This window comes from Acinetobacter sp. 1294596 (genome assembly GCF_000582925.1).
Lineage (GTDB): Bacteria > Pseudomonadota > Gammaproteobacteria > Pseudomonadales > Moraxellaceae > Acinetobacter > Acinetobacter radioresistens.
Genome location: NZ_JFCC01000064.1, coordinates 1 through 12467, shown reverse-complemented (window position 1 = coordinate 12467; position 12467 = coordinate 1). Strand labels below are relative to the sequence as shown.

The window sequence follows — 12467 nt, the reverse complement described above, 5'->3', positions numbered from 1 at the left end:
AAATCAAAAATATACGACAAAATATGTTGCATCAATTCAGCCATAAACTGGTGAATGAACATGCAGCGATCTTCGTTGGCAATGTCAATGCCAAAGCATTGGCACAGACCAAACTAGCCAAGTCTGTGCTAGATGCAGGTTGGACAACACTTCGATCCATGCTCAAGTATAAATGCGAGAACGCAGGAGTATGGTATGAAGAAGTCAACGAGGCATATACCACCCAGACTTGTTCGTGCTGTGGTTCACGCTCCAGTAGTCCGAAAGGTAGAGCAGGGCTTGGAATAAGAGAATGGCAGTGTGTGGAATGCGGTACATTCCACGATAGAGATATAAACTCAGCACTCAACATTCTTGCGCTCGGACATGAGCGTCTCGTAGGAGGAATCCCTGTCCTTTAGGTTAGGGAGGATGTCAAAGATAGTATTTAAACTGTACTTAAAGTAATTCGCTGTCCAGCTCGAAAGCATCCAGATTAATCGGTTGGCTTGGTAAAGAAAGTGCCTGATTGATATAAAGCTGAATCAATTTTTTACGTGAACCGATAGAACGCTGATAGTAGCTAGAATTAAGTAACAGGGCTGCACCATAAGTCAGGGACCAGATATAAGACAGATAGTCACGGATCGACATATCATAGTTTAATGATTTTAAATATTGTTCGGTGACTTCACGAATGGCCAGAATCCGTTCCTGCCGTACCTGATACAGCTCTTCAAAGAGTGTATTCAGACCGGATGCAGTCATGGTCAGATGCTCTTCAAGCTGGTGCAGTAAAATGGTACGGCCAGGCGCAAGCAGGTGATGCAGCATATAGGCAGGAGCATATTCTCTAAAGTTACGATAAGGTGCACGGGAAATTTCCAGCAGTTGTCTTTCATTCTGGATCACCAGTTCCAGTAATAACTCATTTTTACTTTTAAAATGCTTGTACAGTGTACCTTTGGCAATATCTAGCTCTGCAACCAGTTCATCCAGTGTAATTTCCTGATTATTTTCCAGTAGTAGCTTCTCTGCTGCCTGAAGAATGCGTTCTTTACGTAATAAAAATTGTTTATGGCGCTCTGGATTCATGCCTGTTTTCCGTTCCTTGCCGATGGCTATACTGTAGCAGTACTTACCTTACTGTAAAATTAAACTATTTGTTGAGATAACAGAAAGCCAAAAGCCGGGTGATAGTAATTTTTTTGTTAAAAATTGGTGCTTGGCACTATGTCCAGTTAGATACGCCACGGAACATAAATCGTAATTCGGTCGCAGCCTGCTGCATAAACTGCTCCTGCTGTTCCTTCAAGGCCAGTCCACTATTCTGGCGTGACAGACTGATCCAGGTCATGGCCCAGGTAAAAGAGAGATTGGTAAGAATAGTAGAAAGTACCTTAAGGTCATTTTCATCCTGAATATGCTTCAGGCTTTCAATCCGGCGCAGGTCATTGACCAGATCATCAATTAGAAATTCAATTTCACGGCCAATTGCCTGGCGAACGACCTTGGAACCGCCCCAACGTTCAGAAATCATAAAAATCCAGGGTTCAGGATTCTGGTCAACTGCCTGAAAAAAGAGTTGTAAGGTATTCTGTGATTTACTGCCGAGCTGTGACAGATAAGCCAGACCCAGCTGATGTAACACTGTTTTTAAATGCAGCGCGACCTGATCAAGCAGCTCCTGACCTAAATGGTCCATATCCTGAAAATGCCGATAGAAGGCAGTTGGCACTAAACCAACCTCACGTGCAACTTCACGCAGGCTGATACTGCTAAATGAACGACCAGAAGTACTCAGGCGCAATGCCGCATCCAGTAAGGCCTGACGACTCTGCTGCTTTCGTTCATCACGTATCGACATCATGCTAACCCAAAATTACTTTGTGCAAGAGTCTAGCAAAAAATAGCTACTTTTAAACGACGAATATCAGTGTACAGGTGTTGACTGAAGAATGGAAAAGCGTATAGTGAACAATTGTACACTTAAAGAACGTTTGTTCACTCACTAAATAGCTAGCATAAAGAGGAACACCGATGACCGCACAAATGCAATACAAGCCACAATGGATACGTGAAGATTTTGTAGACTTTCTTCTGGAAAAGGTTGACCCGATGTTGGCCTTAAAACGGATCAAGGCACAAGTCATTAGTGTCTATCCTCTGGCCGCCGACATGTACCGGATCAAACTGAGACCCAGCCACCGGTTTAATACACAACAGTATCGTGCCGGGCAGTCGGTTCTGGTCACAGTTGTAGTAGAAGGTGTACGTTTACAGCGTAGTTATTCGATTATCGCTATAGATGCCGGTACGCTGATATTAGGGATTAAGGTGCAGGGACGGGTTTCCCGGGCCATGTCACAGCTGAAAAAAGGCGAGGTAATTGAAATATCGCAGCCACAGGGTGAGTTCTGTCTGCATGCTGGTCAGGAGCCTGCTTTACTGATTGCTTCCGGAAGCGGAATTACAGCTATTTATGCTCTGTTACAGCAAGCCATGACACAAAAGGTTAGACAGATCGATCTGCTGTATTTTAGCCGTGATACAGTCCTGCATAATGAAATCCAGCAATTAGCAGAGGCCTATCCGCAGCTCAACTATCATTTTGTCAATACTACCCAGCAGAAACAGCATCTGGACCTGGCTTTACTCAAAGCTATTGTGCCACATTTTACCCATACTCACAGCTATGCTTGTGGTACGCCAGGCATGATGCAGGCGGTACAGTATATTTATCATAGGGCACAGGCAGAGGACTGGTTACATCAGGAATATTTCCAGCCAGTCATGGATGAGACCCTAGAAGCCCAGCCAGTCAGGTTCGTGCGTTCACAGCAGGCATTTGAGGCCAAAGGTAATCTGCTGGACAGTGCAGAACAGGCCGGTTTAAGACCTGCGCACGGTTGCCGTATGGGAATCTGTAATACCTGCACCTGTACCAAGGTCAGTGGCTCAACCAGAAATCTGCTGACCGGTGAAATTGACCATGGTAACAATGTTCAGATCAAGCTTTGTATCAGTCAGGCAGTCAGTCCGCTTGAGATTAATCTCTAGAATCAAAAAATTAAAAATATTGGAGAGCACCCATGAACATGTCCGTACAGTATCCACTAAATTCTAAATCCCGCCATTTAACACCTGAAGAAATCCAGCAATTTGGTGAACAAGTAGATGCAATTCGCCGTGAAGTTATGGATAGTCTTGGCGAAAAGGATGCGGCGTATATCTATAAAATCCGCAACTTCGTCCGTTATAGTGAAATTGCTTCACGTGGCATGCTGATGTTTGCCGGCTGGATCCCACCAGTCTGGCTGGCTGGAACCACCTTGCTGGGTATTTCCAAAATTGTTGAAAATATGGAACTGGGTCATAACGTGATGCATGGCCAGTTTGACTGGCTGAATGACCCGAGCCTGAATGGGGCAAATTATGACTGGGACACCATCTCGACGGGAGATGACTGGAAATATACCCATAATTATGTGCACCATACCTATACCAATATTGTCGGTAAGGATCATGATGTCGGTTATGGATTGCTTCGGGTCAGTGAATCACAGAAATGGGAGCCGCGCTTTCTATTTAATATTCCACTGGCAATCCAGCTTATGGTGTTTTTTGAGTGGTATGTGGGTGTACAGAACCTGCATCTGGAAGATGTACTGGTCTATAAAACCAAAACCTGGAAACAGGTCTGGCAAGATGCAGCAAAACTGCGCCTGAAAGTCCGCCGTCAAGTACTTAAAGACTATATCTTCTTTCCATTAATCGCCGGACCGAATGCCTTACCAGTTTTTGCCGGAAATGCGGTGGCCAATATAATTCGGAGCCTATGGGCCTCCGCGGTAATTTTTAATGGCCATTTTACTGAAGATGCTGAAACCTTCGAGCCAGACAATACTGAAAATGAAAGCCGGGCAGAGTGGTATTTACGCCAGATTCGTGGTTCAAGTAATTTCAGTGGCACGGAAGGGCTGCATATTCTGAGCGGTAACCTGAGTCACCAGATTGAACACCACCTGTTTCCGGATATGCCGGCTAACCGCTATGCCGAGGTGGCGCCGAAAATTAAGGCTCTGTGTGCAGAATATGGCATTCACTGTAATGAAGCGAGTTTTATACAGCAGTTTGCGAGCGTATGGGTCCGGCTGGCGAAATGCTCTTTACCGGAAGGTAGTCTGCAAAAGGTCAAATCAGGCCGCTGGAAGGAAGCATTTATCTTACTGAAGAACCGCTTTTTGAATGAGCACAATTTGTAGCTGCACGGGAAAGAGATGCATCTGCTATAATAGCGCGCAATCAATTTTGAGCCAGCTATAGGATGGATTATGCGTATTGACCAGCGTGCCCTAAACCAATTACGTGATGTCAAAATCACCCGCAACTACACACGTTATGCCGAAGGCTCAGTATTGGTTGAGTTTGGTCATACCAAAGTATTGTGTACAGCCAGTATCGATAATTCTGTACCTCGCTTTTTAAAAGGTCAGGGTCAGGGCTGGGTAACTGCTGAATACGGCATGTTACCGCGCTCCACCCATACTCGCAGTGACCGTGAAGCGGCACGCGGCAAGCAGAGTGGCCGTACCCAGGAAATCCAGCGCCTGATTGGCCGTAGCCTGCGTGCAATGGTCGATCTGAAAAAACTGGGTGAAAATACTATTACTATCGACTGTGACGTGATCCAGGCTGATGGCGGTACGCGTACAGCAGCCATTACTGGAGCAGCTGTTGCACTGGTAGATGCCATGAATGTGTTGCTTGAGCGCAAAAAAATCAAACATGATCCCTTAAAAGGGCTAGTTGCGGCTATTTCTGTCGGCATGTATCAGGATGAGGTATTACTGGACCTGTGTTATGAAGAAGATTCAAACTGCCAAACTGACCTGAATGTGGTAATGACTCAGGCAGGTGAATTTATTGAGATTCAGGGGACTGCAGAAGATAAGCCATTTACCCGTGCCCAATGCAATGCCATGCTGGAGCTGGCAGAACAGGGAATTAGCGAGCTGATCAAGAAACAGCAGGAAGCGCTGGGCTGGTAAGCTGCATGTTCTATTCAAAACGCATCTTCGGATGCGTTTTTTATTTCATGGAAACGACATCAAAATATAACGTAAACGTCATCGGTTTTCAGTATTTCTAGTCCTTACTTCTTTATTGGGTAATGGACAATGCATAAATTATTTTTAGTTTTAATCATAACCGGCAGCCTGCTGCTCAGTGCCTGTAATGAAGATGAGGCCGACTCCGGCACATTAGTGCCTTCTCCCTCTGGATGCAAAATGCACTGTGCCCCTTAATCTCTGGACAAACAGCAGGACTTAAAATGGACTGTTGTGAATTCTTATTAACCACCAGTAAAACCTTGTTTGGCACCGCCGCTCTGGCCAGTTTTCCGCTCAGTATTCAAAAAGCTCTGGCAATCGATGCCAAAGTAGAGACAGGTACGCTGCAGGACATCAAACATGTAGTTATCCTGACGCAGGAAAACCGCTCCTTTGACAATTATTTTGGTACTTTAAAAGGAGTTCGTGGTTTCGGGGACCGTTTTACCATTCCCTTGAAAGAGGGCCGTTCAGTCTGGGAGCAGTATGATGCCCAGCAGAACAAAATTCTGCCTTATCATCTTGACAATACGAAAGGTAATGCCCAGCGGGTCAGTGGTACACCACATTCCTGGTCAGATGGACAAGCAGCCTGGGACCATGGCCGTATGGGAGACTGGGTCAAGCACAAGCAGCCCCAATCCATGGGGTATTATAAAAAACAGGAACTGGAATATCAGTTTGCCTTGGCAGATGCTTTTACCATCTGTGATGCCTATCACTGTGCCATGCATGCAGGAACCAATCCGAACCGCAAATTTATCTGGACTGGTACCAATGGCCCAACTGGAGCAGGCGTAGCCAGCGTGGTAAATGAATTTGATGGACTGGGGCCTTCAAGTGAAGGCTATGAATGGAGTACATATCCTGAACGTCTACAGCAGGCGGGCGTCAGCTGGAAGGTCTACCAGAACATGTCAGACAACTTTACAGATAATCCTTTAGCTGGTTTTAAACAGTATCGCCGCGCCAATGAGCAGTCTGGTCAGCCCGTCAGTCACAGTGACCTGAAAAGTCCGGCATACGATGCCAGAATTGATGCCAATCAGCCGCTTTATAAAGGTATTGCCAATACCATGCCAGATGGCGGGTTTCTCGGCAGTTTTAAAGAAGATATCCAGCAGGGTCAGTTACCACAGGTGAGCTGGATAGTAGCGCCCGCAACTTATAGTGAACATCCCGAGCCTTCCAGCCCGGTACAAGGTGCGTGGTATATCCAAGAAGTTTTAAATGCCCTCACAGAAAATCCGCACATCTGGAGCCAGACCGTATTATTGGTCAATTTTGATGAAAATGATGGCTTCTTTGACCATATACCATCGCCGAGTGCGCCCTCAAAAGATCAGGCTGGCCAGTTACACGGCAAAACAACCTTAACCGAGCAGCAGCTTTCTTATGAATATTTCAATCATCCTGCGGTGGCAGGTTCCAAATCACAACCCAAGCCGGATGGCCGGGTATATGGTCCAGGCGTACGTGTGCCATTGTATATCCTTTCACCTTGGAGCTGTGGTGGCTGGGTAAACTCACAGGTTTTTGACCATACCTCTATTTTACGTTTTCTGGAACAGCGCTTTGGAGTACAGGAACCCAATATTAGCCCTTACCGCCGCGCAGTCTGTGGTGACTTGACCTCCGCCTTTAATTTTAAAACTCCTAATCTGGACATTCTACCTGAGCTGCCTGGGCAGAAATCGAGACAGGAAGCAGATGCAATCCGTCTAAGGCAGGCTTTATTGCCACAGCTGGCTGTACCGAAAAACCAGAACATGCCACTACAGCAGACTGGTATACGCCTGTCACGTGCCTTACCCTATGTTTTGCACTGTAGCGCCAAGGTCGAACTGGCCCGACAGCAGGTTCAGCTAATTTTTTCCAATACCGGCGAGCAGGCAGCAGTTTTTCATGTTTATAACAAGCTTGATCTGGAAGCTATTCCGCGACGTTATATGGTAGAAGCAGGGAAACAGCTAGACGATATCTGGTCTGTACATGACGGCAGATATGACTTGTGGGTACTGGGACCAAATGGTTTTCACCGGAGTTTTCAGGGGAATCTTCACAGCAAACTTTATAGTGAAAGTCTGCCTGAAATTCGGATAGGTGTAGAAGAGTGTGAACCAAAAATATATCTAAAACTCAGAAGTGACGGTCAGAAAACAGCAAAGCTGGTGATTCAGGCCAATGCCTATTTAAACAAGTCCTGGCACATAGAAACCCGCACGGCGGAAACCGAGCTGTTACTGGATATGAGTGAATGGTACGGCTGGGATGATTTTACAGTCAGTCTAGAAAATGAGCCCGAATTCAAACGCCGCTTTGCCGGACGGATTGAAACAGGAAAAGATTCTTACTCTGATCCATTTATGGGTTATTCGATTTAATCTTAACTGGCTGGCTATAATGTTTATTTAAACCGGTTATAGCCAGTACTTTTCCTGCTTTGAGCACACTCTTCCTTTTTGGCTCTAACCAGAGAGTTCAAAAGAACAGATGATATAAAAGAGTATCTAAAGAGTCTAAAATAAAAAGTATAATCTATTGAAATTTATAATTTTAACCCCATATATGATATAAATTAGCCTTCTTAACTCAAGGCGATGCAGCAATTTATCCACCTCTACAAAATATAACCAATAAAATACATAGGAAAGCTTAAACCTGCGTCGCAGTCTATCTGAATAAGTTAATGTGTTTTATACATTTTCATTATGACCTAACCTATAAGGAACTATACTTTTGCTGAAACTGTTTATTATTTTAATTTCTTTTATTACATTCGCATTAATGGCCTGTGATCCACGCTCCCAAGAAAAAAATGCGGCTGAATCAGCCTGGCAGACAGCCGAAACTGCCGACCAGAGTGAGGAAACTGTTAATTAATGGCTGTATTAGCCATTAAAACGCATTGATAAATCAACAGCTTTTATATCTTTGGTCAGGGCACCCATCGAAATATAATCTACGCCTGTTGAGGCAACTTCTCGCAGATTTTCCAGTGTGATATTACCTGAAGCTTCCAGTTTGCAGCGTCCCGCTACATGTTGAACCGCATCCTGCATTTGCTGAGTGCTAAAATTATCCAGCATGACAATATCTGCACCAGCGTTTAAGGCCTGATTAAGTTCATCCCAGGTTTCAACTTCAACTTCAACTGGTTTACCAGGTGCAATGTCATGGGCTTTAGCAATGGCTTGGGCAATCCCGCCGGCTGCCATAATATGATTTTCCTTAATCAGGAAAGCATCAAACAGGCCCAAACGGTGATTTTGTCCACCACCCACTGCAACTGCATATTTCTGGGCAATACGTAGCCCAGGCAGAGTCTTGCGAGTATCAAGAAGCTTGGTATTCAGCCCGTTAAGTCGCTGAACATAGTCGGCTACCTTGGTTGCAACAGCTGATAAAGTCTGAATAAAGTTTAGGGCAGGGCGTTCCACAGTGAGCAGACTGCGTGCAGAGCCAGCCAGTTTTAGAAAAGCCTCATTCGCCTGTACCCGCTCACCATCATTTTTTAGCCAGCTCACTTCTATCTTAGGGTCATAAGTCTGAATCAGGCTATTCACCCAAGGTTGTCCTGCCAGTATCATATCTTCCCGACTGATAATAGTTGCAGTTGCCTGTTCATCTTCAGGCGTCAATAAAGCCGTGATGTCACCCGTACCGATATCTTCCTGCAGGGCCTGCTGGATATTGATCTGAATCGACTGTTCAAGCAAAGAGGCAGGAATGCTCATATAATTTCCGTATCGTGATGTACCCGTAAAAATTGTGCGATATATTAGCATTGTCCCACTGGAAAGAGACAGTTTTTCATCCTGCTTTTTAGCGTCCAGATCACCGGTTCAGGCACACCTACAGATTTTCTAAACGGATAAATTTATGCATACAGCTCCCACATTTCAGGTAATTAACGGAAAATTAATAGGGGCCAGACAGATCAGCTCTCCCAATTTTAACCAGCGTCCTGAGCCATGTGAAATCCAGCTGATTGTCGTGCATAACATTAGCCTGCCGCCGTCACAATTTGGGGGGGGCTATATTGAACAGTTTTTTCAGAACCAGCTTGACTGGAATGCCCATCCTTATTTCCAGACCATTCGCGGTATGCAGGTTTCCACCCATCTTTTGATCCTGCGTAGCGGTGAAGTCCTGCAGTTTGTCAATTTCAATGATCGTGCCTGGCACGCGGGTCGCTCCAGCTATCTGGGCAGGGTAGAGTGTAATGATTATTCTATCGGGGTTGAACTTGAGGGCAGTGATGATACTGAGTTTTGCGAGATTCAATATCAGGTGCTGGCTGAAGTGACGATTGTCTTGCAACAGGCTTACCCTAAAATTGGCCAGCATATTGCCGGCCACAGCGATATTGCGCCGAGACGAAAAACCGATCCAGGGCCCCATTTTGACTGGGCACATTTCAGGGAATTATTAAAGCAGAAAAAGCAGTCATCTTATTGATGATTTTACAACGCAATTTTACTGCACTTTCATTACAATAACGTCTTTCTTTTTGGCTTGGGTGGATACATGGCGCTGTGGCGATCGACCTTTATTGTAAGTGCAATGACCATGCTGTCACGGGTACTGGGACTGGTACGTGATGTGGTCCTGCTTAATGTATTTGGTGCTGGCAAGGATTTCGATACCTTTGTGGTGGCCTTTCGTATCCCTAACTTTTTCAGGCGTCTGTTTGCTGAAGGTGCATTCTCGCAGGCCTTTATTCCAGTTTTAACTGAATATAAAACCAGTCGTACTCATGCTGAAGTCCAGATTCTGATTAGCCGGGTTTTTGGCTGCCTGCTGACGGTCATGACGCTATTAACCTTTATCGCGATGGTAGCAGCACCGGCTATTCTATATATCTATGCACCAGGGTTTCACGATGACCCGGCCAAGTTTGATTTGGCAGTTGACATGTTCCGCCTGACTATCCCTTACCTGATGTTTATGTCACTGACGGCTTTTGCCAGTAGTATTTTGAACAGCTATGGTTCTTTTAGTACACCAGCTTTTTCACCCGTACTTCTTAATGTCGCGATGATTGCTGGGGCTTGGTGGCTGACGCCGTATATGGCTGAGCCAATCATGGCATTGGGCTGGGCTGTGGTTGTCGCTGGTATTCTACAACTGGCGATTCAGATACCGGAACTGTGGCGTAAAAAACTGCTGATTCCACCTAAAGTGGATTTCAAGCATGAAGGGGTAGAACGTATTCTTAAACTGATGCTGCCAGCACTGTTCGGGGTGTCAGTTACCCAGATTAATCTGTTACTGAACACCATTTGGGCCTCCTTTATGCAGGATGGTTCGGTCTCATGGCTATATAGTGCCGAACGGATGACTGAATTGCCGCTGGGTCTAATTGGTGTTGCGATTGGTACGGTGATCCTGCCTTCACTTTCAGCCCGTCATGCCGAGCAGGATCAGACCAAATTCCGTGGCATGCTGGACTGGGCAGCCCGCGTAATCATGCTGGTTGGTATTCCAGCCAGTATTGCACTGTTTATGCTCTCTACACCGATCATTCAGGCGTTATTTGAGCGTGGAGAGTTTACTTGGGAAGATACCCGAATGACAGCACTGGCACTGCAATGTATGAGTGCGGGAGTAATTGCCTTTATGCTGATTAAAGTCTTTGCACCTGGCTTCTATGCCCAGCAGGATACCAAGACTCCAGTTCGTGTTGGCCTGATTGCAGTTGCAACCAATGCTATATTGAATATAGTCTTTATTGGATTTTTTAAACTGATCAACTGGCATGCAGAGCATATGGCGCTGGCATTGGCCTCTTCAGGTTCTGCACTTGCCAATGCCGGTCTGCTTTACTATTACCTGCATAAGCGTAATATTTTCCGCTTCGGTAGTCACTGGAAAAAACTGTTTATACAATTTGTGGTCGCCAACACTGTAATGGCAACTGCCTTATGGTTTGGCTTACAGTGGTATAACGGCGAGCTTTCACAGTGGTTGCGTGTGGCTGAAGTGGCAGGACTGTGTATAGTCGGAGTTCTAGCTTATGCTATTGGTTTGCTGCTCAGCGGTTTTCATCCTCGTCAGCTCAAGCATTAAGCCAGTTTTACTACGATATAAATAAGAAACCGCCTCTATATAGGCGGTTTTTTATCAGGATAGCCGTAAAACCTCACCCTTCAGGGCGGTAATATAAGGCTGCAATCCGCTAGTCCCCCTTGTAGGGGTTAGCTAGGATTACTAATGAGGTGTTTGCTGGCTCTTAATATATTGTTTAATGATTGAAATTGGAGCACCACCACAGCTGGCTGCAAAATAACTGGGCGACCATAAGGCATTACCCCATAGTTTGTTTTTAATTTCGGGGTGTTTAGTGCGTAAAATACGACTTGATGCGCCCTTTAAACTATTGACCAAGCTAGAAATAGCAACTTTAGGTGGATAATTTACAAGTAAATAGGCATGGTCATCTTCACCGTCAAATTCTACTAATTCTGCTTCAAAATCAAGGCAAACACGCTCAAACACATCGCGCATTGTTTCAAGCATAGCTTTGGTAAAAACATCGCTACGATATTTAGCCACAAAGACTAAATGAACGTGCATATTAAAAACACAATGGCGACCTATTCTAATCTCTTGACTATTATTCATAGACCAAATATATTTTAGTGATGAAGACACTTAAACTACGCATAAAAGACAAACATTGCAAGGAGTTAGACCAACTAACATTAGAGGTAAACTTTGTCTGGAATTACGTCAATGATTTGTGTTTCAAGCACCTACAAAGAACAGGAAAATTCTTCTCAGCTTATGACGTTGCAAAATATACTAAAGGCGCATCTAAAGAATGTAATCTGCATAGCCAAACTATTCAGGCTGTCACAGAAGAATTAGTCATAAGACGCAAGCAATTCAAGAAAGCAAAACTAAAATGGCGTGTTAGTAATAAGAAATCGGCTAGGCGTTCGTTAGGTTGGATACCCTTCAAGAAAGTAGCAATCAAATATGCTGATGGCTATATTCAATATGGCAAGCACCAATTCAAACTATGGGACAGCTACGGACTAAGTGAATACAATGTCAAAACAGGCTCGTTTGTAGAAGACAGTCGTAGACGCTGGTATGTGTGTCTAGTGGTTGAAAATGTTCAACAAGTAAAGACCAATACAAAAACATCAATAGGCATAGATTTAGGCTTAAAAGATTTAGCGACCTGTTCAAATGGGGTAAAACTCAAAGCCCCTCAAATTTATCGCCAATACGAACAAAGATTTGGTATTGCACAACGTGCAAAAAATAAGAAACGTGTCAAAGCGATACATGCCAAAATCAAAAATATACGACAAAATATGTTGCATCAATTCAGCCATAAACTGGTGAATGAACATGCAGCGA

At 44.8% G+C, this 12467-nt stretch carries 13 protein-coding genes; 9 read left to right on the top strand and 4 right to left on the bottom strand.

The genetic code is table 11. The features are described from left to right. A partial coding sequence (locus J502_RS14960; RefSeq protein WP_034684910.1) for an RNA-guided endonuclease InsQ/TnpB family protein occupies nt 1-401 on the top strand: 401 nt, incomplete at its 5' end. Nucleotides 402-438: 37 nt separating this feature from the next. Here the strand turns inward: J502_RS14960 and J502_RS14955 are convergent. Both J502_RS14955 and J502_RS14950 read right to left on the bottom strand, forming a co-directional pair. Next, the gene (locus J502_RS14955; protein WP_005017430.1) at nt 439-1074 is read right to left on the bottom strand and encodes a TetR/AcrR family transcriptional regulator; all 636 of its coding nucleotides are present in this window, start codon (nt 1072-1074) and stop codon (nt 439-441) included. Nucleotides 1075-1210: 136 nt separating this feature from the next. Continuing rightward, nucleotides 1211-1846: a TetR family transcriptional regulator gene (locus J502_RS14950; protein WP_026444179.1), complete on the bottom strand. Its 636-nt coding sequence runs from the start codon at nt 1844-1846 to the stop codon at nt 1211-1213. Between the two features lie 173 nt (nt 1847-2019). On the opposite strand from J502_RS14950, the gene J502_RS14945 reads away from it, so the two are divergent. From J502_RS14945 to J502_RS17015, 5 genes are all read left to right on the top strand, one after another. Continuing rightward, a complete protein-coding gene (locus J502_RS14945; protein ID WP_034684909.1) occupies nt 2020-3039 on the top strand; it encodes a flavin reductase family protein in 1020 nt (339 codons plus the stop codon). A 32-nt stretch (nt 3040-3071) separates the two neighbouring features. Further along, nucleotides 3072-4244, top strand: a complete 1173-nt coding sequence (locus J502_RS14940; protein WP_034684907.1) for a fatty acid desaturase family protein — start codon at nt 3072-3074, stop codon at nt 4242-4244. A gap of 69 nt (nt 4245-4313) precedes the next feature. After that, complete coding sequence (rph, locus tag J502_RS14935) at nt 4314-5030, top strand: ribonuclease PH (RefSeq protein WP_005017425.1); 717 nt, start codon at nt 4314-4316, stop codon at nt 5028-5030. Nucleotides 5031-5314: 284 nt separating this feature from the next. Next, nucleotides 5315-7477 carry a phosphocholine-specific phospholipase C gene (locus J502_RS14930; protein WP_034684905.1) on the top strand — a complete coding sequence of 721 codons (2163 nt, stop codon included), beginning with the start codon at nt 5315-5317 and terminating at the stop codon, nt 7475-7477. Nucleotides 7478-7832: 355 nt separating this feature from the next. Next, nucleotides 7833-7976: an ABZJ_00068 family colistin stress protein gene (locus J502_RS17015; RefSeq protein ID WP_171072028.1), complete on the top strand. Its 144-nt coding sequence runs from the start codon at nt 7833-7835 to the stop codon at nt 7974-7976. 8 nt (nt 7977-7984) lie between these two features. On the opposite strand, the gene nadC is transcribed toward J502_RS17015, so the two are convergent. Then, complete coding sequence (gene nadC, locus J502_RS14925) at nt 7985-8830, bottom strand: carboxylating nicotinate-nucleotide diphosphorylase (RefSeq protein WP_034684903.1); 846 nt, start codon at nt 8828-8830, stop codon at nt 7985-7987. Nucleotides 8831-8975: 145 nt separating this feature from the next. Here nadC and ampD point away from each other — a divergent pair, with 145 nt between their 5' ends. Continuing rightward, the gene (gene ampD, locus J502_RS14920; RefSeq protein WP_034684901.1) at nt 8976-9554 is read left to right on the top strand and encodes a 1,6-anhydro-N-acetylmuramyl-L-alanine amidase AmpD; all 579 of its coding nucleotides are present in this window, start codon (nt 8976-8978) and stop codon (nt 9552-9554) included. Nucleotides 9555-9623: 69 nt separating this feature from the next. Next, a complete protein-coding gene (gene murJ, locus J502_RS14915) occupies nt 9624-11165 on the top strand; it encodes a murein biosynthesis integral membrane protein MurJ (protein WP_034684898.1) in 1542 nt (513 codons plus the stop codon). Nucleotides 11166-11306: 141 nt separating this feature from the next. Here murJ and tnpA read toward each other — a convergent pair whose 3' ends face one another. Continuing rightward, a complete protein-coding gene (gene tnpA / locus J502_RS14910) occupies nt 11307-11720 on the bottom strand; it encodes an IS200/IS605 family transposase (protein ID WP_034684895.1) in 414 nt (137 codons plus the stop codon). Nucleotides 11721-11740: 20 nt separating this feature from the next. On the opposite strand from tnpA, the gene J502_RS14905 reads away from it, so the two are divergent. Next, nucleotides 11741-12467, top strand: a 727-nt coding sequence (locus tag J502_RS14905; RefSeq protein WP_034684893.1) for an RNA-guided endonuclease InsQ/TnpB family protein, incomplete at its 3' end; no start/stop codon positions are given.